Source organism: Plantibacter sp. 2H11-2 (assembly GCF_050031945.1).
In the GTDB taxonomy this organism is placed as follows: domain Bacteria; phylum Actinomycetota; class Actinomycetes; order Actinomycetales; family Microbacteriaceae; genus Plantibacter; species Plantibacter auratus.
The window spans coordinates 71,554-90,632 of sequence record NZ_JBNBBL010000002.1 but is presented as its reverse complement, the minus strand read 5'-3'; the positions used below and the strand labels follow the sequence as shown (position 1 = coordinate 90,632).

The 19,079-nt window shown below is 66.6% G+C and carries 22 protein-coding genes and 1 pseudogene; 15 read left to right on the top strand and 8 right to left on the bottom strand.

All coding sequences use genetic code 11. The features are described 5' to 3' along the window. Position 1 precedes the first annotated feature (1 nt). Together lnt and ACQG07_RS04765 are read right to left on the bottom strand one after the other, a co-directional pair. Positions 2 to 1,519, bottom strand: a complete 1,518-nt coding sequence (gene lnt, locus ACQG07_RS04770) for an apolipoprotein N-acyltransferase (RefSeq protein ID WP_426737531.1) — start codon at positions 1,517 to 1,519, stop codon at positions 2 to 4. 303 nt (positions 1,520 to 1,822) lie between these two features. After that, positions 1,823 to 2,218, bottom strand: a complete 396-nt coding sequence (locus ACQG07_RS04765) for a hypothetical protein (protein WP_426737529.1) — start codon at positions 2,216 to 2,218, stop codon at positions 1,823 to 1,825. A 73-nt stretch (positions 2,219 to 2,291) separates the two neighbouring features. Here ACQG07_RS04765 and ACQG07_RS04760 point away from each other — a divergent pair, with 73 nt between their 5' ends. Then, positions 2,292 to 2,657 (top strand): hypothetical protein, encoded by a 366-nt coding sequence (locus tag ACQG07_RS04760; protein WP_426737527.1) that lies wholly within the window; start codon positions 2,292 to 2,294, stop codon positions 2,655 to 2,657. Here ACQG07_RS04760 and ACQG07_RS04755 read toward each other — a convergent pair. Next, entirely contained in the window at positions 2,654 to 3,076 is a 423-nt protein-coding gene (locus ACQG07_RS04755) for a MerR family transcriptional regulator (protein ID WP_426737525.1), read from the bottom strand. The genes ACQG07_RS04760 and ACQG07_RS04755 overlap by 4 nt on opposite strands. A 67-nt stretch (positions 3,077 to 3,143) precedes the next feature. On the opposite strand from ACQG07_RS04755, the gene ACQG07_RS04750 reads away from it, so the two are divergent. Then, complete coding sequence (locus ACQG07_RS04750) at positions 3,144 to 4,142, top strand: arsenic resistance protein (RefSeq protein WP_426737523.1); 999 nt, start codon at positions 3,144 to 3,146, stop codon at positions 4,140 to 4,142. 6 nt (positions 4,143 to 4,148) lie between these two features. Here ACQG07_RS04750 and ACQG07_RS04745 read toward each other — a convergent pair whose 3' ends face one another. Then, positions 4,149 to 4,667: an N-acetyltransferase family protein gene (locus ACQG07_RS04745; protein WP_426737521.1), complete on the bottom strand. Its 519-nt coding sequence runs from the start codon at positions 4,665 to 4,667 to the stop codon at positions 4,149 to 4,151. Beyond that, positions 4,664 to 5,011 (bottom strand): ArsR/SmtB family transcription factor, encoded by a 348-nt coding sequence (locus ACQG07_RS04740; protein WP_426737519.1) that lies wholly within the window; start codon positions 5,009 to 5,011, stop codon positions 4,664 to 4,666. The genes ACQG07_RS04745 and ACQG07_RS04740 overlap by 4 nt, the downstream gene beginning before the upstream one ends. Positions 5,012 to 5,095: 84 nt before the next feature. Here ACQG07_RS04740 and ACQG07_RS04735 point away from each other — a divergent pair, with 84 nt between their 5' ends. After that, a complete protein-coding gene (locus ACQG07_RS04735; RefSeq protein ID WP_426737517.1) occupies positions 5,096 to 6,415 on the top strand; it encodes an NAD(P)-binding domain-containing protein in 1,320 nt (439 codons plus the stop codon). A gap of 16 nt (positions 6,416 to 6,431) precedes the next feature. Here the strand turns inward: ACQG07_RS04735 and ACQG07_RS04730 are convergent, their stop codons facing one another. Together ACQG07_RS04730 and ACQG07_RS04725 are read right to left on the bottom strand one after the other, a co-directional pair. Then, entirely contained in the window at positions 6,432 to 6,830 is a 399-nt protein-coding gene (locus ACQG07_RS04730; RefSeq protein WP_426737515.1) for a low molecular weight phosphatase family protein, read from the bottom strand. Positions 6,831 to 6,851: 21 nt separating this feature from the next. After that, the gene (locus tag ACQG07_RS04725; protein ID WP_426737513.1) at positions 6,852 to 7,526 is read right to left on the bottom strand and encodes a helix-turn-helix domain-containing protein; all 675 of its coding nucleotides are present in this window, start codon (positions 7,524 to 7,526) and stop codon (positions 6,852 to 6,854) included. A 48-nt stretch (positions 7,527 to 7,574) separates the two neighbouring features. Between ACQG07_RS04725 and ACQG07_RS04720 the strand changes: the two genes are divergently transcribed. After that, positions 7,575 to 8,330, top strand: a complete 756-nt coding sequence (locus tag ACQG07_RS04720; protein WP_426737511.1) for an aquaporin — start codon at positions 7,575 to 7,577, stop codon at positions 8,328 to 8,330. Between the two features lie 11 nt (positions 8,331 to 8,341). Then, positions 8,342 to 9,766: an FAD-dependent oxidoreductase gene (locus ACQG07_RS04715; RefSeq protein ID WP_426737508.1), complete on the top strand. Its 1,425-nt coding sequence runs from the start codon at positions 8,342 to 8,344 to the stop codon at positions 9,764 to 9,766. A 14-nt stretch (positions 9,767 to 9,780) separates the two neighbouring features. Here the strand turns inward: ACQG07_RS04715 and ACQG07_RS04710 are convergent, their stop codons facing one another. Continuing rightward, a complete protein-coding gene (locus tag ACQG07_RS04710) occupies positions 9,781 to 9,984 on the bottom strand; it encodes a MerR family DNA-binding protein (RefSeq protein ID WP_426737505.1) in 204 nt (67 codons plus the stop codon). 13 nt (positions 9,985 to 9,997) lie between these two features. Here ACQG07_RS04710 and ACQG07_RS04705 point away from each other — a divergent pair. The 10 genes and pseudogenes from ACQG07_RS04705 to ACQG07_RS04660 all read left to right on the top strand — a co-directional run. Further along, a pseudogene (locus ACQG07_RS04705) lies at positions 9,998 to 10,285 on the top strand (arsenic resistance protein); the annotation flags it as partial. Positions 10,286 to 10,495: 210 nt separating this feature from the next. Next, entirely contained in the window at positions 10,496 to 10,855 is a 360-nt protein-coding gene (gene cmtR, locus ACQG07_RS04700; protein ID WP_426737502.1) for a Cd(II)/Pb(II)-sensing metalloregulatory transcriptional regulator CmtR, read from the top strand. Beyond that, positions 10,852 to 12,768, top strand: coding sequence for a heavy metal translocating P-type ATPase (locus ACQG07_RS04695; RefSeq protein ID WP_426737500.1), 1,917 nt, complete (start codon positions 10,852 to 10,854; stop codon positions 12,766 to 12,768). Before cmtR ends, ACQG07_RS04695 begins: the two co-directional genes overlap by 4 nt. Beyond that, entirely contained in the window at positions 12,768 to 13,376 is a 609-nt protein-coding gene (locus ACQG07_RS04690; RefSeq protein ID WP_426737497.1) for a cadmium resistance transporter, read from the top strand. The genes ACQG07_RS04695 and ACQG07_RS04690 overlap by 1 nt, the downstream gene beginning before the upstream one ends. After that, positions 13,373 to 13,912, top strand: a complete 540-nt coding sequence (locus tag ACQG07_RS04685; RefSeq protein ID WP_426737495.1) for a signal peptidase II — start codon at positions 13,373 to 13,375, stop codon at positions 13,910 to 13,912. The genes ACQG07_RS04690 and ACQG07_RS04685 overlap by 4 nt, the downstream gene beginning before the upstream one ends. Before the next feature lie 806 nt (positions 13,913 to 14,718). After that, the gene (locus tag ACQG07_RS04680; protein ID WP_426737493.1) at positions 14,719 to 15,312 is read left to right on the top strand and encodes a DUF305 domain-containing protein; all 594 of its coding nucleotides are present in this window, start codon (positions 14,719 to 14,721) and stop codon (positions 15,310 to 15,312) included. A gap of 351 nt (positions 15,313 to 15,663) precedes the next feature. Continuing rightward, positions 15,664 to 16,299, top strand: a complete 636-nt coding sequence (locus ACQG07_RS04675) for a M23 family metallopeptidase (protein ID WP_426737490.1) — start codon at positions 15,664 to 15,666, stop codon at positions 16,297 to 16,299. Further along, on the top strand, positions 16,296 to 17,519 hold the full coding sequence (locus tag ACQG07_RS04670; protein ID WP_426737488.1) for a M23 family metallopeptidase: 1,224 nt from the start codon (positions 16,296 to 16,298) through the stop codon (positions 17,517 to 17,519). Before ACQG07_RS04675 ends, ACQG07_RS04670 begins: the two co-directional genes overlap by 4 nt. Beyond that, on the top strand, positions 17,512 to 18,459 hold the full coding sequence (locus ACQG07_RS04665) for a F510_1955 family glycosylhydrolase (protein WP_426737485.1): 948 nt from the start codon (positions 17,512 to 17,514) through the stop codon (positions 18,457 to 18,459). The genes ACQG07_RS04670 and ACQG07_RS04665 overlap by 8 nt, the downstream gene beginning before the upstream one ends. Beyond that, positions 18,456 to 19,058, top strand: a complete 603-nt coding sequence (locus ACQG07_RS04660; protein ID WP_426737482.1) for a TlpA family protein disulfide reductase — start codon at positions 18,456 to 18,458, stop codon at positions 19,056 to 19,058. Before ACQG07_RS04665 ends, ACQG07_RS04660 begins: the two co-directional genes overlap by 4 nt. Positions 19,059 to 19,079 lie beyond the last annotated feature (21 nt).

Genomic DNA, 19,079 nt, shown 5'->3' with positions numbered 1-19,079 from the left:
GTCATTCCTGACCTGTCAACAGGTCTCGTTCGGCGGTGATTGGGGCCCGACGGGATCGGATCAACAGAAGCAGTCCGATGGCGAGGGTCACGGAGGGCGCGACGATGAGCGTCACGGCAGACACAACCGGGCCGAGCACGATTCCGGCGGTGGTTCCATCGCGGGGTGTCACCTGGGTGATCATGGTTCCCGGCTCAAACGCAGTGAGTTCGTTGCGGGTCTCGCCCGTCGCCGTGATGATGGCACTCGTGCCGACGGTCGAGATGTTGACGAGATCCCGGCCGGATTCGATGGCGCGAAGGCGTGCAATGGCCAGCTGTTGCAGGCTCTCGTCGGTGCGACCGAAATCGGCGTTGTTGGACTGCGCGAGGATGACCTGGGCGCCGTCTTCGACGAGCGTTCGCATCACCGTGTCGTCGGCGATGTCGAAGCAGATTGCGCTGCCGTACGCGACTCCTCCCGTGTTGAGGATTCCGTCGCGCGTGCCTGGAGTGTAGTCGCGCCCGACGAGGCCGATGAGGTCCGGTGCCAGCTGCGACCAGAATGCGCGATCGGGCACGAACTCGCCGAAGGGCACTGGGCGTTTCTTGTCGTACAGGTCGGTCGGTCCGATTCCGCGCTCCCACAGGATGGAAGAATTGAAGTACCGGCCGTCGCGCTCGGTGATCGTTCCAAAGACCAGGGGGGTTCCTCCGGTCTGTTCGATAACCTGATCGATCCGAGCACGGGAAGTGGGATTCTGAAGCGGGTCCAGGTCAGCGCCGTCTTCAGGCCAGACAATGAGATCAACGGTACGCCCGGACTCTGCAGCGTTCCCAAGTGCCGAGCGGGTCTCTTCCAGCTGAGCGGTAAGGACGTCGCCGATTTCATGGGTGGCGAAATAACCCGCCGGCCCGTTTCCCTGAACTGCAGCGATCGTCACGGGTTGGCGCGAGGTCGTCGGCCAGGTGGGAACTGTTGCGGCGAGCACCGTGATTGCGACGAGCACCACGACTCCCGGCAGGTTTCGCAGGCGTGCCTCCGCCGCGAGCACGATGCACGTCGCGACGATCCACACCATGATGAACGACAGCCCGCTGACGCCGATCCAGGAGACCGCTTCTGCGAACGGGCTCTGAGATTGCGCCAAGGCGACTCGCCCCCATGCAAAGCCGCCGTAGGGCCAGCGCCCGGCGAACTCCTCACGTCCGGTCCAGAGCCCAGCAACGAGCAGTGGCATGAGCACGAGGAGCGCTGCCTTTGAACGGAGGAGTCGGGGAAGCCAATTCGTCAGGAGGCTGATGGCGACGCATCCAGCGGCGAAGATGATCGCCTGCAGGGTGGCTAGGGCGATCCAGGGGAGCGGCCCGAGGTAGAGGCCGGACCAGCTGAGATGGGTGACATAGAACACCATCCCGGCCAGAAATCCGAGTCCGCCCGCGAGGATCGGACCGCGTCCCCAGATCGCAATCAAAATTGCGGCGATACCGGCGAAGGTCATGATCCACAGGTCGATGTCAGGAAAACCCACGTCGAGCATCACGCCTCCCGCGGCGGCTAGGCCAGCGCGAATCCAGACCGGCATCGGTCGTAGAGCGGCTGCCTCAAGCGCTGAGCGACGCTGAACTGGGCCAGCGACCGTGTGAGCAAGCTCAGAGGGAGTCGATGTTGGTGAAGTGGGCATGGAATCCCCGGGACGGAATGAACATGCTGGTGCGCACGACGAAGTGTGTACCCAGCGGCCATGGGGGGAAGACACCTCGAGACGCTGGCAACACAGCCCGCTATCGGCCCAAAGGATCTACAGGCGGCGGCGCGTCAGGGTACTCGAGGTGCCGCGGCCTCAAGTCCTACTGATCGAGATTGCGTGCAACGAGACAGGCGGTGTGTCTCGCTGATCCGCGTCGCCTCCGGCGATTACGGGTGCAGGCGTCGCGCGGGGGGTCGTCTGCGGAAAGGGGCGATCACCGAGGTCCTGAGCGGTTGCCGGCACCGCGACGATGCAGTCGGCGGCCTCGTTCGCGTGCTGGCCCTGCCCGGCGAACGAGCAGCCACCGAAGAGGGTGTCGCCGCCGGCCTGCATAACGCTTGTGCTTGCCTGCGCGGCTCCCGGTGCTGATTGAGCTCCTGCTTGCAGGGTGAGAAATCCGACCGCCATCGACACGGCCAAAACGATGAACACCAACAGGCGCAAACCGTCGGGCGATGACGCGCGCGGCGGCATCGAGGACAGGAGCATGATGCAATCGTACGGTTGATTGCCAGCGGCCTAGCTGGGAGAATCCGGAGCGCCTCGGGTTAGCACCCAGGTGGTGAAGATCTTCGACCTGGTCGCCGCCCGCACCGGGCTCCGCGACCACGAAGCCGTCGCGGCCGGTTTCACGCCGCACAGTTCCACGGCGATCGCAGACGACCACAAGGCCTACTACCCGGGCGCGACACCGATCAGCATCCGCTTCACCGGCGCAACCGACAGCGGGCTGCTACTCGGTGCGCAGCTCGTCGGCACCCGCGGGGCCGAAATCGCGAAACGCGTCGACACCTCCGCCACCGAACTGCACCACGGCATGACCGTCGACGCCATGAGCGACCTCGACCTCTCCTACACACCACCGCTCGGCTCCCCATTGGACGCCGCGCAGGCGTGGACGCGGGATGTTCGGTCGCTGACGCACTAACTGACCTCGACGGCAGGTGTGGTGCGGGTGCGGAACACACATTCGGTTGAGCAGTGGTCGTCGCGGTCTGGGCACGTTGCGAGCCCGTGGTCGGCCTGGTCGAGGCGGGCTCGGAGTTCGTCGAGGCGGGCGCGTTTCTCGTCGATCTGTCGCACCCGTTCCGCGAGGAGCGGGCGGAGCTGGTCGCGGACGTCGGTGCAGGAGTCGTCCTCTAGCGACCGGAGGTGCTGCCCGATGTCAGCGAGTGGCAGGCCGAGTTCTTTGCTCGCTTCGATCAGGTCGAGGCGTCCGAGCACTGCGGTGTCATAGTCGCGGTAGCCGTTGCGGGTGCGGCCGGGGGTGATGAGCCCGATGCTCTCGTAGTAGCGCAGCGCGGTCGGGGCGACGCCGCTGCGTTGGCTGACCTCCGAGATGCGCATGCGCCGATCCTACGGCCGGGAGCCCGACTTGACCTTCCAGCGGCTCGAACGTTTACGGTTGAGCCTCGTGCCCCTCAACCCTCGGTCCCGGCTCGTGACGGCGATCGTGCCGTGGCTGGAACGTCACCAGATCGTCCTCTACCTCGCGGCGATCGCTGTGGGCGGCGTCTTCGGTCTGCTGCTGCCTGGCGCGCATCATCTGGAAGTGGCGATCGAGCCGGTGCTTGCGCTGCTGCTGTTCGCGACGTTCCTCGGGGTGCCGTTCGCCGCGATCGGGCGTTCCCTTCGCGACGTCCGGTTCCTCGGCGCGGTCGGGGTGGTGAACTTCGTCATCGTCCCGTTGGTCGCCTATGGGCTGTCGCGGTTCGTCGCGGATCAACCGGCACTGCTGTTCGGGGTGCTCCTGGTGCTGCTGACGCCGTGCATTGACTACGTGATCGTGTTCGCCGGCCTCGCCGGAGGAGCCTCGGAGCGCCTGCTCGCGGCGGCTCCGCTGTTGATGCTCGCGCAGATCCTCCTGCTACCCGTCTACCTGCTGCTGTTCATCGGGCCCAGCGGTGTCGCGGCCGTCGAGCTCGGCCCGTTCGTGCGCGCGTTCCTGCTGCTCATCGTGCTGCCGCTGACCGCGGCCGCTGTGACGCAGCGGCTTGCCAAGCGGCACCGGATCGGACGTGGGATCGAACGCACCATGCTGGCGCTGATGGTGCCGCTGATGGTCGCGACCCTGTTCACGGTCGTGGCCTCGCAGGCGGGGGCGGTGAGCACCGCGGCCCTGCAGTTGCTTGTGCTCGTGCCGCTGTATGCGGCGTTCCTCGTCATCATGGCGTTCATCGGCACGGGTGCAGGGCGGCTGTTCCGCCTCGACGTCCCGGCCACCCGTGCCCTGGTGTTCAGCGGTGCCACCCGCAACAGTCTCGTGGTCCTGCCGCTCGCGCTCGCGCTGCCCGCGTCGCTCGCGCTCGCGCCCGTGGTGATCGTCACGCAGACGCTCGTCGAGCTCATCGGCATGGTCGTGTTCGTGCGGCTCGTCCCGCGGCTGGTTCGGGAGCGAAAAGCGGCCCGCTGAACCTCGTCACTCCGGCTCTAAGGACGTCCGTCGCTCAAGGAGAATGGTGTCACGCCAGCGTCCGGCATGGGGTCCGTAGCTCATGCGGGCGATGCGCTCGCGTCGCCCGACGGTGCGGAAGCCGGCCCTGTCGTGCAGCAACAGGCTGGGGATGTTCTCGGGGAAGATGCTCGACTGGATCGTCCAGACGCCCGCCTCGTCTGCGGCGGTAATGAATGCCGAGAGCAGTCGTGTTCCGACGCCATGTCCGGCTGCTGCGGCTGCGACGTACACAGAGTGCTCGACCACGCCGCGATACGCCTCGCGCGCAGAGACCGGCGATGCGGCGACCCACCCGAGGACGGTCCCATGCTCGTCGACGGCGACGAGCCGGCCGATGGTCAGCTTGCCTGTATCGAACTGTTCCCAGCTCGGTGGTTCGGCCTCGAAGGTGGCGTTGCCGGTGGCGATGCCCTCGCGGTAGATGGTCTCGACGGCGGCCCAGTCGGCGGCGTCGAGCGGACGGACGGTCACTGCGCCGGTCACGGGCGGATCGCCTGGGAAGCGCGTTCGAGCCCGTCAGTGACGACGCGGAAGTACGCCCAGCGGCCGCGCTGCTCGCGGGTCGCAAGCCCGGCGTCGACGAGGATCTTCATGTGGTGCGACACGGTGGGCTGCGACAGCCCGACGGGTTCGGTGAGGTCGCAGATGCACGCCTCACCGCCCTCGCTCGCAGCGATCAGCGACAGCAGCCGGACGCGAGTCGGGTCACCGAGCGCTTTGAAGGTGTGCGCGATCCGCTCGGCTTCGTCGAGCGCGAGCACCCCACCGGTCACGGGGGTGCAGCACGCTGTGGCGTCGGCTTCCAGGAGGGGCAGTTCGATCAGCATGGACACATTCTGACACGTCGTATTGACATCTGTCGATGTATCGATCAGTCTCGATGCATTGATGGTTGTCGATTGGAGCTGATGATGGTGAACGAGCTGCCCGTGGTCGTGATCGGTGCAGGGCCGCAGGGGCTGGCTGCTGCAGCGCACCTGGTGGAGCGCGACGTTCCGGTGCTGGTCCTCGAGGCCGGTTCCTCGGCTGCTGCGGCGGTGTCGGAGTGGGGTCACGTGCGGTTGTTCTCCGACTGGTCCGAGCTGGTCGACGCGGCATCCGCTCGACTGCTCGCACCGACCGGCTGGACGGCGCTGACGACGGGGTACCCGACTGGCGCTCAGTGGATCAGCTCCTACCTCGCACCCCTCGCGGATGCTCTCGGAGAGCGGGTGCGGTTCGGTTCCCGCGTCGTCGGCGTGTCGCGCCGTGGCCGCGATCGCCTGGTCGATGCCGGCCGGGCAGAGCAGCCGTTCACGGTGCACGTGGAGTCCGCGGACGGCGAGTACCGCCTTGACGCTCGGGCGGTCATCGACGCCTCGGGCACCTGGTCGACGCCCAACCCGGCTGGGGCGGACGGTCTGCCGGCACTCGGGGAGCGGGCCGCGTCCGAGAGGCTCAGCTACCGGATCCCGGACTTCCGGGATCGGGCCGGGTTCGAGGGCAAGCACACCGTCGTCGTGGGGTCCGGGCACTCCGCGGTCACCGCGGTCATCGCGCTCGCGCGGATCGTCCGCCGCAACCCGGATGCCACGGTCACCTGGGTGCTGCGCCGCGGCACGGTCGGGAACACCTTCGGTGGCGGCGACGCTGACGAGCTGCCCGCCCGCGGCGCGCTGGGTGTGAAGGCGAAGGAACTCGTCGACGGTGGCCTCATCCGCCTCGTCACGGGCTTCCGTGTCGAGCGCGTGACGCGCGACGGTGATCAGACCGTGTTGGTGTCGGAGGACGGCCGCGAGCTGCCCGGCGCTGATCGGGTGATCGTGCTGACCGGATTCCGGCCTGATCTGTCGTTCCTGTCGGAGCTGCGGATCGAGCTGGATGCGACGCTGCAGGCTCCGATGCTGATCGCGGCCGAGGTCGACCCGAACCTGCACTCCTGCGGATCAGTCGCAGCGACCGGTGCGCGGGATCTCGCGCAGCCGGAACCGGATTTCTACATCGTCGGCGCGAAGTCCTACGGGCGGGCGCCGACGTTCCTCGCGATGACCGGCTACGAGCAGGTCCGCTCCGTCGTCGCCGCTCTCGCCGGCGACCAGGCTGCGGCCGAGCGGGTGGAACTCGTTCTCCCGGACACGGGCGTGTGCGGTGGGGCCGGCCTGTTCGATGCCGCTGGTGCGTCGCTGGGTGGTTCGTGCTGCGCGGTGCCGGAACAGGTGCTGCAGATCGGTCGCGCACCAGCAAGCGTCTGACCGCTCGCTGCGGGAGCTACCGGGCGAGCAGCTCGGTGCGGATCTGCTCGGCCACGGCTTCCCGCAGCGGGTGCACGGCTTCGACGTCCCAGGCCTCGGGGTTCGGGAACGACCAGGCTAAGACCTCGCCGCGCGGGGTGGCAGGCAAGATCAGGCCGGGCTTCATCAGCACCACGACGTCGGCCTGATCCAGGTCTGCGGCAGTGACCGCCCGTGGCACTCGGTCGGTGATGTCGAGGCCGAGCTCAGCGACGGTCGCGGCGACCGCAGGGTTCACAGCATCCGATGGGGCAAGGCCTGCTGAGGTGGCGGTGAAGCGGTCTCCGGCGAGGTGTTCGAGGAGGGCTGCGCCGAGTTGGGAGCGGCCGGCGTTGTGCTGGCAGATGAACAGGACGACGGGCTTGGTCGTGGTCATGAGGGTGCTGGTGCTTTCTAGTCAGGAGGCGAGCAGGCGGGAAGCGAGGCCCGCGATGCGGCGCTCCAGTTCGGTGTAGGCGGCGTCGAACGCGGCGTCGGTGCCGACGCGCACCGGGTCGGGGATCGACCAGTGCAGATCGCCTGTGACGCCGATTTCCTCGTGCGCGTTGTCGCAGACCGTGATGACGAAGTCCCCATCGCTCAGCACCGCGTCCAGTGTGCTTGGCGCGCTCGACGGGAGGGCGAGCTGGTGCCGTTCGGCGGCGGCGATGGCGCCGGGCGCGATCTGTTCGGCCGGGTGGGTGCCACCGGAGGCGACGGGGATGCTGCTCTGCCGCGCCCAGAGGGCGGCAGCGAGCTGGGAGCGGGCAGAGTTCGCGGAGCACACGAACACGACCCGGCTGGCCGCGCCTGCAACGCTCGGCACGAGACCGTCGAACGCGCCGCTGCTCAGGTGCACGTAGCTACGGCGCTTGTCACCCTCGGACGTCGTGCGGGTGACCATGCCGACCTGCTCCAGCACGTTCAGGTGGTGGGTGAGCAGGTTGCCCGGGGTGCCGAGCGCGACCCGGATCTCGGTCGGGGACAGGTCACCCAGCGTCAGGAGGTCGATCATCTGCAGGCGCGTGGGGTCACTCAGCGCGGCGTGCTTCGCCGCCCGCGCTTCGACCGCTTCAGTTCGTTCGATGTTCATTGGTTCAATATTGACTGAAGTAACTTTGTGAGTCAAGATGATGCCGCCATGAACCCATCGAATCCCGCGCCCATCCCGGTCCGACCGCCTCTGCTGCGTCGGATGCTTGCCGAGTTCGTCGGCACCGGACTCCTGGTGGCGATCGTCGTCGGCTCCGGGATCATGGCGCAACGGCTCTCCCCGGATGACGTCGGGCTGCAGCTGCTGCAGAACAGCCTGACGACCGCGCTCGGGCTCGCCGTGCTGATCCTGGCGCTCGGGCCCGTGTCCGGGGCCCACTTTAACCCGGTGGTGTCATTCGTGGACTGGTGGGTGAGCCGCGGCACCCTGCACGGTCTGCCGGTGCGCGACGTCGCGCCGTATGTGGCCGCGCAGATCGTTGGCGGAATCGCTGGCACCGTCCTGGCCGGGGCGATGTTCGACACCGCACCAGTGCTCTCCAGGACGGACCGGGCGAGCGCTGGGACGTTGCTCGGTGAGGTCGTCGCGACCACCGGGCTCATCCTGGTGATCTTCGCCCTCGCGCGTTCCGGGAAGGGCGCGGTGACGGCGGCCGCGGTCGGTGGCTACATCGGGGCGGCGTACTGGTTCACCAGCTCGACGTCGTTCGCGAACCCGGCCGTGACGATCGCCCGCATGTTCACCGACACCTTCGCCGGTATCGCGCCGGCCTCGGTCGGCCCGTTCATCCTCGCGCAACTCATCGGCGCGACCCTTGGGCTCGGCCTGGTGCTCGTGCTCTATCCGTCTTCCGCGCGCGGCACCGCTGCGGCCGTGGCTCCACAACCTGCAGCTCAGCTCTGAAAGGCACCCTCATGCATCTCGCAGTCATCGGTGGCAGTGACGCCGGTATCTCCACCGCCCTCCGCGCCCGGGAACTCGACCCCTCCGTGGACGTGACGGTGATCGTCGCTGACGCCTACCCGAACTTCTCCATCTGCGGCATCCCCTACTACTTCTCCCGCGAGGTCCAGCCCTGGCAGTCCCTCGCGCACCGCACCCACGCCGACCTCGAAGCCACCGGCATGACCCTGCGCCTGAACACCCTCGCGACCGGGATCGACGTCGACGGGCAGCGCCTCACCGTCCGTGACGAGCACGGCACGGAGTCGACGATCGCCTACGACGAACTCATGGTCGGCACCGGAGCCTCACCCTCCACGGCCGGCATCACGGGTCTCGACCAGCTCGGCCCAGCCGACGGCGTACACCTGCTGCACTCGATGGGCGACACCTTCGCGCTCGAGCACTACCTCGAGACCCACCAGCCGGAGACCGCGATCATCGTCGGCGCCGGGTACGTCGGCCTGGAAATGGCCGAAGCGCTCACCATCCGCGGCCTCCAGGTCACCCAACTGCAGCGCGGCCCCGAAGTCCTCTCCACCCTCGACCCGGAACTGGGTTCCCTCGTCCACGACGAACTCACCCGACACGGCGTGAACGTCATCACCGACACCCGCGTGGAACACATCAGCAAGACGAGTGACGGCCTCACCGTGACCGGCCAGCAGGCCGGCCAGCCGTTCGAGCGCAGCGCCGAGCTCGTGCTCGTCGTCGTCGGTGTGCGGCCGAACACGAGCCTGCTGACGGAGGCCGGCGCGTCGACTGGGCCGGGTGGTGCGGTGGTTGTCGACGAGCAGATGCGCACCGGCCTGCCGCACGTCTGGGCGGCCGGCGACGGCATCGTCACCCACCACCGTCTGCTGGGCGTCACGTATCTGCCGCTCGGCACGACGTCACACAAGCAGGGCCGGGTCGCGGGCGAAAACGCGATCGGCGGCAACGCCCGATTCGCCGGGTCGCTCGGCACCCAGGTGGTGAAGGTCTTCGACCTGGTCGCCGCCCGCACCGGGCTCCGCGACCACGAAGCCGTCGCGGCCGGGTTCACGCCGCACAGCTCCACGGCGATCGCAGACGACCACAAGGCCTACTACCCGGGCGCAACACCGATCAGCATCCGCATCACCGGCGCAACCGACAACGGGCTGCTGCTCGGTGCGCAGCTCGTCGGCACCCGCGGGGCGGAAATCGCGAAACGCGTCGACACCTACGCCACCGCCCTGCACCACGGCATGACGGTTGACGCGATGAGCGACCTCGACCTCTCCTACACGCCACCACTCGGCTCCCCGTGGGACGCCGTGCAGGTGGCCACGCAGGCCTGGACGCGGGATGCTCGGTCGCTGACGTCGACGGCAGGTGTCGTGCGGGTGCGGAACAGGCATTTGATTGAGCAGTGATCGTCGCGGTCTGGTCACGCGGCGAGCTCGTGGTCGGGCTGGTCGAGGCGAGCGCGCTTCTCGTCGATCTGGCGAACCCGTTCCGCCAAGAGCGGGCGGAGTTGGTCCCGGACGTCGGTGCAGGAGTCATCTTCCATCGCCCGGAGGTGCTGGCCGATTTCGCTGAGTGGCAGGCCGAGTTCTTTGCTCGCTTCGATCAGGTCGAGCCGCCCGATCACCGCGGCCCTGCAGTTGCTTGTGCTCGTGCCGCTGTATGCGGCGTTCCTCATCATCATGGCGCTCATCGGCACGGGTGCCGGGCGACTGTTCCGCCTCGACGTCCCGGCCACCCGTGCCCTGGTGTTCAGCGGTGCCACCCGCAACAGCCTCGTCGTCCTCCCGCTCGCGCTCGCGCTGCCCGCATCGCTCGCGCCCGTGGTGGTCGTCACGCAGACCCTCGTTGAGCTGGTCGGCATGGTTGTGTTCGTGCGGCTCGGCCCGCGGCTGATTCGGGATCGGAAAACCGGTCTGCGGGCCTGACCGTCACCTGGGGATAACTTAGACGCGAGGAGCGCTGATGGTTACGATCTGGTCAAGATCAATCAGGCTCAGGAACACACGGGGAGTATTTGCCCGAGTTCAAGCGCTTCGAACGGTGAAACAGGCACTCGGCCTGGACCGTTCGCAAGCCCTATTGCAACGTGCTGTCCAAATAAACTTAACGTCAGCAATCACTGTATAGTTCAGCACATGCTGACTATTGCTTCACGCCTCGACGTCATGAACCGGCTCGGCCGGGCGATGGCGGATCCGAGTCGTTCCCGGATCTTGATGACGCTGCTCGGCGGACCGAGCTATCCGGCTGTGCTCTCCCGGGAGCTCGAGCTGACCCGGTCTAACGTGTCGAACCATCTGACATGCTTACGTGATTGCGGGATTGTGGTAGCTGAGCCTGAGGGTCGACAGACTCGGTATGAGATCGCCGATCCGCATCTTGCTGCTGCGCTCGTCGCGCTGGTGGACGTGACGCTGGCTGTCGACGAACACGCACGGTGCGTCGACTCGACCTGCACGGTGCCGGGGTGCTGCGGAGCAGGGGCTGGCTCGTGAGCGCGGCGTGCGGCTGCGAGCACGAGCCTGTCGCCTCGGTGGATGAAGGGCACGAAGAGGCGGAGCGGACCTGGTGGAAAGACCGCGGGGTCATGGTGCCAGTGTTCTCGGGCATTGCGTTCCTCGTCGGCCTGATCCTCGATTGGTCCGGCCTGGATATCCCGGCGCTGGTGCTGTTCTGGGGTGGTCTACTCCTGGGGGCGTCGACGTTCACGCCCGGCGCGATCCGGAAGCTACTCAAGGGCAAGCTCGGCATCGGGCTGCTGATGACCATCAGTGCTGTCGGTGCAGTCATCCTCGGCTATGTAGAGGAGGCCGCGGCTCTGGCGTTCTTGTACTCGATTGCTGAGGCTCTTGAGGACAAGGCGATGGACCGCGCCCGCGGGGGCCTGCGGGCGTTGTTGAAGCTCGTGCCGGAAACAGCGATCGTGCTGCAGGGCGACACCGCTGTGCAGATGCAGGCGAGAGAGTTGACGGTTGGCCAGGTTATGGTGGTCCGCCCGGGTGAGCGGATCGCGACCGATGGGATCGTCCGATCCGGTCGTTCTAGCCTGGATACCTCGGCGATCACTGGGGAGTCGATCCCAGTCGAAGTGGAGCCTGGCGATGTGGTGTCGGCCGGTGCGATCAACAGAGCCGGTGCGCTCGAGGTCGAGACAACCGCCGCTGGCACCGACAACTCGCTCACCACGATCGTCACGCTGGTCGAGAAAGCGCATACAGAGAAGGGCGAGCGCGCTCGTCTCGCCGACAGGATCGCCCGCCCGCTCGTCCCTGGCGTGCTCATTCTCGCGGCGCTCGTCGCGATCGTTGGTTCGTTACTGGGCGATCCAGAGGTGTGGATTACCCGCGCGCTTGTCGTGCTGGTCGCGGCCTCTCCGTGTGCTCTGGCGATCTCGGTACCGCTGACGGTCGTCGCTGCGATCGGTGCTGCGAGCAAGTTCGGGGTGATTATCAAGTCCGGTGCCGTTTTCGAGCGCTTCGGCACAGTCCGGCACGTCGCCGTCGACAAGACCGGCACACTCACCCGCAACGAGCCCGCGGTCACAGCCGTCCTCACCGCGAGCGGTGTCACCGAGGCTCAGGTTCTGGCCTGGGCGGCCGCGCTGGAGCAGCACAGTACGCATCCACTCGCGGCCGCGATCACTGCTGCCGCCCCGGGCACTCCGGCGGCTGCGGAGGTGACCGAGCAGGCCGGGCATGGCATCGACGGCACCGTCGCCGGATCGAGAATCACTGTCGGCAGTCCCCGCTGGTTGAACGCCGGCGACCTCGCCAACCGGGTCGCGGGGTTGGAGGAACAGGGAATGACCGTCGTGATCGTGCATCGCGACGGGTCACCGGTGGCCGCGATCGGTGTTCGTGACGAGCTGCGCCCTGAAGTCCCCGAAGTCATCCGTGTCCTCACCAACCAGGGTGTCGGTGTCACGATGCTCACCGGCGATAACACGCGCACCGCTCGCGCACTCGCTGCGCAGGCCGGGATCAGCGACGTGCGAGCTGAGCTGCGCCCTGAGGAGAAGGCGGCCGCGATCGGGGAGCTGTCCAAGGCGGGGCCGGTCGCGATGATCGGTGACGGCATCAATGATGCTCCAGCCCTCGCGGGGGCGGATATCGGTATCGCCATGGGGGCGACGGGGTCCGATGCGGCGATCGAATCCGCGGACGTGGCCTTCACCGGTCATGATCTGCGCCTCATCCCGCGGGCGTTCAATCACGCTCGCCGTGGCCGACGGATCATCAACCAGAACATCATCCTGTCGCTGCTGATCATCACCGCGCTACTCCCGCTCGCGCTCTTCGGGGTGCTGGGGCTCGCGGCCGTCGTCCTGGTCCACGAGGTTGCGGAGGTCATCGTGATCCTCAACGGCCTGCGCGCCGCCCGCACCCGCACACCACGGATGGAACGCTGATGCTCGCACTCATTGGATCAGCAATCGGCCTGTTCGCTGCGACCAACATTGACGACATTGTCGTGCTCACCGTGCTGTTCCTCGCCTCCAGCCGAGGCAAGCCCCGACCGTGGCAGATCGTCGCAGGGCAGTATCTCGGGTTCATCACCCTCGTCGTGATCAGCGTGATCGCCGCACTCGGCCTCACGATCGTCCCGAACAAATGGGTCGGCTTTCTCGGCCTGATCCCGCTCGGCATCGGCATTTGGACGCTGATCCGTGGTCTGCGCCGCAGCGGTGAGGACGATGACGATGACGCCAAGATCACCGCGGTCGGGCTGTGGGGGGTTGCGGGAATCACGATCGCCAACGGGGCCGACAACGTCTCCCTGTACACCCCGATCTTCCGCACCAGCACGCCCGGCGACGTCGCCGTCATGATCGTCGTGTTCCTCATCCTTGTCGCCGTCTGGTGCGCGGCCGGACGATTGATCGGCACCAACAAGGCTGTCACGAAGGGATTGGAACGCGTCGAGCATTGGCTCGTCCCGGCTGTGTTCATCGGTCTGGGTCTGTTCATCCTGATCGAATCCGGTGTCATCGTCCGCCTAATTGAGGTCCTCGCATGACTCCATCCGAGGCGGAACCTCGCCCCTCCGCTTCGCGAAAGCTGACGTCGGAACGGCGCCGGCGTCTCACTGCTGGAGCGCTCCTGATCTCGCTGGTCGTCGTGGTGATCGACCAGGGGTCGAAAGCGTGGGCCGAAGCGAGTCTCACAGGGCGCGAGCGCATCCCGCTGGTGGGTGAGCTGCTGGGCCTGCAGCTCGCCTACAACCCCGGTGCGGCGTTCTCCTTCGGGGAGGGGTTTACCTGGGTGTTCGCGCTGGTCGCTGTCGCCGCGGCCGTCACAGCGATCGTGTTCGCGTTCCGAGTTCGACGCCCCGGATGGGCGATCGTCATCGGCGCGCTCGGTGGAGCCGCAGCCTCACACGCCGGTGACCGCCTCTTCCGGGACCCTGGATTCGCCCGCGGACACGTCGTGGACTTCATCGCCTACGGGAACTGGTTCATCGGGAACATCGCCGACATCGTGATCGTCGTCGCGGTGATCGCCGGAGTCCTTCTGGCGATCCGCAACGACCGCGAACGAGAGAACAACACGTAGACCTCACAGCTGAGCAATCCCCCCCCGGCGAGGCGTTGTCCAGGAACTTTCTGGTCGGCCCCGAGCGCTCCTGCCAGTCCCACCGAACCGAGTTTGTGGTCGAGCACATCAAGACCTTCGATAGCAGGCAAGGACGGTCTGCTGTAGTCGCGCTGACCAGGCCGCCCCGTCCGCGATCAGGTGCGCGTGAGGTCAAAAGATAGAACACTCTCCGTGAGGAACGGCACCTTATCGAGTACTCTGTGGGGGTATATGCGCGACTGCATGACTGGAGGTGAAATGGTCCCGACTTCGCGAACGTCTGTTCGTCAGACGCCTTCCCCGCGTCTGAGGTTGATGCTGTTCTCTCTCGTCGCGCTTGCAGCGCTCTTCATCGGCGTATTTGTCATGCACGCTGGGAGCCCGAGTGCGAGTGCTGCTCCGATGACTGCATCGGCTCACTCCACACACGACGACACTCCTGTCTCTGCTTCGGTGGTAGTGGATCAGGCGCACACAAGTTGGACGGATTGCGGTCAGGGTTGCGCACTGGATTGCGCGTTCATGGCGATGATGTGCGTCCTCCTGCTGACGCTCGCGAGCCTGCTGCTGCTTGCCACGTCTCCGGCGACCTTCAGTCGGCTGCTCGAGTCTGGTCGGCGGTCCCGGATGTTCCTCGCAGACACTGCGATCCCTGCGTTACGGCCGAACCTGGTCGTGTTGTCCATCAGTCGAACCTGAGCTGAAATCGCTGACCCACGGTTTCGTGGTCTCCTGCCCTCCGGGCACTGATTTCTTCTTCCCAGCTCACACGAACGGATAACACGATGTTCAAAGCACGTTCCTACCTTCTCGCAACCGCAGCACTCACCACCGCTCTCGTCCTCGCCGGCTGTTCCGGCGGCGGTATGGGCGGCATGGACATGGGCTCCTCGAGCTCGTCTGACACCTCTGACGCTTCCGCAACGTCAAACGATGCGGACGTCATGTTCGCGCAGATGATGATCCCTCACCACGAGCAGGCGGTGGAGATGAGCGACGTCATTCTCGCGAAGGACGGCATCGATGATCGAGTCGTCGCGCTCGCTACGCAGATCAAGGACGCGCAGGAGCCCGAAATCACTCAGCTGAAGGAGTGGTTGGGCGAGTGGGGCGCCGAGGAGAGCGCGTCGGATATGGACCACAACATGGACGGCATGATGTCAGACGACGATATGCAGGCCCTCGAGGCCGCCACCGGTGCCGAGGCAAGCAAGCTGTTCCTGGAACAGATGGTCAAGCACCACACTGGAGCGATCGATATGGCACAGACCGAGATCGCTGACGGGAAGAACGCCGATGCGAAGGCGATGGCTGAGACCATCGTTTCCACCCAGACCGACGAGATCATGACGATGCAGGATCTGCTCGCCACTCTCTAATCGCCCCTCCAGGCACGCCGATCTGCCGGTGGGCGCGCAGCCATGTTCGCGCGCCCGCCGGCACCCCGCAGTGCGGCTGCACGCTGTCCAAGCGCGCCTGGATGAAGCTATTTCGAAGGACGCATCATCGACGACCTCACCCGTGAACCGTTTCCCACCCGACGATCTCTCAGAGCCGAACGCAATGCCGGCCACAGAGACACACCACCACCGCCCCCACAGCACCTCCCGCACTCTCGGCGGCAAGGTCGAAGCATCCACGCTCAACCGGCCCCCCAGGCGCCGACCGCGCGTGCCCGCACCAGCGGACGGCGCGGCGCCGGTGCGGCGGCGATGACATTCGTCGTGTTGATGACGGCATCCATCTCGCTCCCCGCGTTCGCCGCGCCGGGAGAATCCGGCACCAACGCCCTGGCCGCACCGACCGCGGACCCGCAGAGCCTCGCGGTCGGGCATGTCAATGCCACCGAGCTGCTGCGTGACGGCTACACAGTCGAGCTCGGACCGACGACAGCCTCGTACGCGCAAACGGCCAGCACCTACACGAACTACCCGGGCGCGATCCAGTGGCCCTTCCTCGTCGGCGTGCCCATCAGCACTGACTACGGTCCCCGGGTGGCCCCGTGTTCGGGTTGCTCGACGTTCCATAAGGGCATCGACATGAACCCCGGCATTGGGTCCCCGATCCAAGCGGTCGCCGACGGCGTCGTTCGGGAGGTCTCACCGACCGACAACGGCGGGCTGGGCGTGTACGTCGTCATCGATCACACCATCGATGGGCAGCTCGTCAGCAGCGTCTACGCCCACATGCTCGAGGGGTCTGCTGCGGTGGAGGTCGGGCAGCCGGTGAAAGTCGGCCAGCTCGTCGGCAACGTCGGTAACACCGGGCAGAGCACCGGCCCGCACCTGCACTTTGAGATCCTCCTCGACGGCACCACCCCCACTGACCCGTTCGCCTGGCTCACTGAACGGGTCAGAGCATCATGACCGGTCGAACGTCGCATGCCCGAACGTTCTCCGCCAGTGTCGCGGTACTCGCTCTCGCTCTGATCCTCGGAACGGCGCAGACCGCAGCCGCTGAGGAGTATCCGAGCTGGTCAGATGTGGAAAGCGCGCGAGGGGATGAAGCTGCCGCGCAGGCGAAGATCGTGCAGATCCAATCACTCATTGACGGGCTCGCGGCCGAGGTCGATGCCGCGCAAGAGCTCTCAACGCTCCGGGCGGCGGAGTACGAGACGGCGCAGACTGCGTTCGATGAGGGCACGTACCGGGCCGCGAGCCTGCAGGCGCAAGCCGATGCCGCAGCGCAGCGGGCCGCAGCTTCAGCAACACAGGCCGGCCGTCTCGCCGTGAGCCTCAGCCGTACCGGCGCATCCGACCTCTCGCTATCACTCATTCTGGAAGGCGACAACTCCGCCGACCTGCTCGGGAAGCTCAGCAGCATGAGCAAGCTCATCGAACGTACCAGCCAGATCTACGACAACGCGACCCGAGATCGCAACGCTTCCACCGCTGTCGCCGCGCAAGCGGCCATCGCACGTGATGCCCTCAGCGCTCTCGCCGTGCAAGCAGAGACCGCCCTCACGGAGGCGACAGCTGCTGCAGCTGCGCTGACCGCCTCGCTCGCGCAACAGCAGCAGAACGCTGCCACCCTTGCCGCCCAGCTCACCGTCCTGACGGAGAACCGAGCGGCAACCGAAGCGGACTACGCCAAGGGCGAGGCAGCACGCCGAGCTGCGGAAGTCGCCGCTGCCGCTGCAGGAACCGCCGGCCCGTCACTCGACTCCGGCCAGCTCAGCAACCAGGGGTGGGCCTTGCCGGTCGCCGGTTGGATCAGCGACCGGTACGGACCGCGCCCCGAGAAACCCGTCGCCGGCGTCAGTGCCTTCCACTCTGGCACGGACCTCGCCGCAAACTGCGGCCGCGCCGTCTATGCCGCCACGGGCGGAACTGTCATATACGCGGGCTGGTTGGGAAGCTACGGCAACTGGGTGCTCATCGACCACGGCAACAATGTCCAGACCGGGTATGCCCACAACAGCACCGTCCTCGTCAGCGAAGGCCAAACCGTGGCAGCTGGCGCGAACATCAGCCTCGTCGGCACCACCGGGGCCTCCAGCGGCTGCCACCTGCATTCCGAGGTCCGCGTTGACGGAGCCCGCATCGCCCAACCGTTCATGAGCGCCCAAGGAGTCCAGCTTGGCTAAGCCACCAACACAGCGAATCACTCTCGCCTCCATCGCCGGGGTGCTGCTGCTCGCCAGCCTGACCGGCTGCACCGCAGCGAGCTCTGCACCCGAATCGGCCGCCGACTTCGGGCACGTCCACGGGCTGGCCGCCGATCCGAGCACCGGCCAAACGTATGCGGCAACCCACAACGGCGTCTGGCTGCTCCCCACTGGAGCGCTCCCTGACACCTACCTCCCGGGCGTGTACCGCAGCGACATCACGAGCCCAATCCAGGTGGCCGACAGGGCACAAGACACGATGGGATTCACTCTCGCCAGCCCCGGGCTGCTCTACGCATCAGGACACCCAGACCCGGCAGAGCAACCGGAGCTGAACCCGCCTAACCTCGGCCTCATCGCAAGCGACGACGGTGCCGAAACCTGGCAGACGGTCTCCTTGCGCGGTGAAACCGACTTCCACGACCTCGACGTCGCCACACAGGCCGACGGCACCCCGATCATCTACGGATACGACGCCACCACCAGCACCATTCGCCGCAGCATCGATAACGGGGGCAGCTGGATCCCTGGCGCCCAGCTCGAGCTGCGCGATCTCGCCACCGACACCAGCGACCCTCAGCGGATTTATGCCACCACAGCTGCCGGTCTGATGGAGAGCCGAGATGGCGGGGACAGCTTCGAGGCGGTCAGCAACGCCCCGGCACTGCTGCTGGTCACAGCAACCGGACAAGGCGGGCTGCTTGGCGTTGATACGAGTGGGCAGATCTGGACTGCGGCGGCGGTAGACGGCATCTGGACCGGCTCCGGGCGCACCGCCGGTATACCAGAAGCCATTGCCTGGGTGCCTGGCGAACCCGGATGGTTGCTTGTCGCCGACGATCGCGGCATCACCGCGAGCAACGACCTCGGCATCACCACCGTGACCATAGTCCCCAGCAGCAATGGAGCACAAGAATGAGCATCCCCACCCCTCGGACCCGCATCGGCGTCGCCACCGTGCTCCTCGCCGTGCTGCTCGCTGGCTGTGCCAACGACCCGCTGGCGGCGCAGTATCGAGCGGGTAGCGGCAAGAATTACATCGGCGGAGACGGCACCATCACCGAGATCGCCGCGAAGAACCGTGGCAACCCGATCAGCTTCGCGGGCGAGCTGGAAACCGGAGTATCGACAGCCTCAACCGACTACCTGGGCAACGTCCTGGTCGTGAACTTCTGGTACGCCGGCTGCGATCCGTGCCGGGCGGAAGCGGACGATTTACAGGCAGTTTGGGAGAAGTATCAGGGCGAGGGTGTCGCGTTCCTGGGCGTCAACGTCCGCGACCAGGTCGACACCGCACTCACCTTCGCTAGAAGCTACGGGATCACCTACCCCTCGGCGATCGATGTGAACGACGGCAACTTCAAGATCGCGTTCACCGGCGAGGTCGCCGCCAACGCCGTTCCCACCACGCTCGTCCTCGACCGGCAGGGGCGGGTTGCTGCGCGCATCTTGGGCGAGATCAGCGACGACAGTATCCTCGACGCCATCGTCGCTACCGTCCTGAGCGAGCCCGAATGAACGGGTACCGCCGGGAGGAAC

Excerpts from the sequence above, each read along its gene's own strand:
- lnt (WP_426737531.1), bottom strand. The coding sequence starts at position 1,519 with ATGCTCGACGTGGGTTTTCCTGACATCGACCTGTGGATCATGACCTTC.
- ACQG07_RS04765 (WP_426737529.1), bottom strand. The coding sequence starts at position 2,218 with ATGCTCCTGTCCTCGATGCCGCCGCGCGCGTCATCGCCCGACGGTTTG.
- ACQG07_RS04755 (WP_426737525.1), bottom strand. The coding sequence starts at position 3,076 with ATGCGCATCTCGGAGGTCAGCCAACGCAGCGGCGTCGCCCCGACCGCG.
- ACQG07_RS04740 (WP_426737519.1), bottom strand. The coding sequence starts at position 5,011 with ATGCTGATCGAACTGCCCCTCCTGGAAGCCGACGCCACAGCGTGCTGC.
- ACQG07_RS04735 (WP_426737517.1), top strand. The coding sequence starts at position 5,096 with ATGGTGAACGAGCTGCCCGTGGTCGTGATCGGTGCAGGGCCGCAGGGG.
- ACQG07_RS04730 (WP_426737515.1), bottom strand. The coding sequence starts at position 6,830 with ATGACCACGACCAAGCCCGTCGTCCTGTTCATCTGCCAGCACAACGCC.
- ACQG07_RS04725 (WP_426737513.1), bottom strand. The coding sequence starts at position 7,526 with ATGAACATCGAACGAACTGAAGCGGTCGAAGCGCGGGCGGCGAAGCAC.
- ACQG07_RS04720 (WP_426737511.1), top strand. The coding sequence starts at position 7,575 with ATGAACCCATCGAATCCCGCGCCCATCCCGGTCCGACCGCCTCTGCTG.
- ACQG07_RS04715 (WP_426737508.1), top strand. The coding sequence starts at position 8,342 with ATGCATCTCGCAGTCATCGGTGGCAGTGACGCCGGTATCTCCACCGCC.
- cmtR (WP_426737502.1), top strand. The coding sequence starts at position 10,496 with ATGCTGACTATTGCTTCACGCCTCGACGTCATGAACCGGCTCGGCCGG.
- ACQG07_RS04690 (WP_426737497.1), top strand. The coding sequence starts at position 12,768 with ATGCTCGCACTCATTGGATCAGCAATCGGCCTGTTCGCTGCGACCAAC.
- ACQG07_RS04685 (WP_426737495.1), top strand. The coding sequence starts at position 13,373 with ATGACTCCATCCGAGGCGGAACCTCGCCCCTCCGCTTCGCGAAAGCTG.
- ACQG07_RS04680 (WP_426737493.1), top strand. The coding sequence starts at position 14,719 with ATGTTCAAAGCACGTTCCTACCTTCTCGCAACCGCAGCACTCACCACC.
- ACQG07_RS04675 (WP_426737490.1), top strand. The coding sequence starts at position 15,664 with ATGACGGCATCCATCTCGCTCCCCGCGTTCGCCGCGCCGGGAGAATCC.
- ACQG07_RS04670 (WP_426737488.1), top strand. The coding sequence starts at position 16,296 with ATGACCGGTCGAACGTCGCATGCCCGAACGTTCTCCGCCAGTGTCGCG.
- ACQG07_RS04660 (WP_426737482.1), top strand. The coding sequence starts at position 18,456 with ATGAGCATCCCCACCCCTCGGACCCGCATCGGCGTCGCCACCGTGCTC.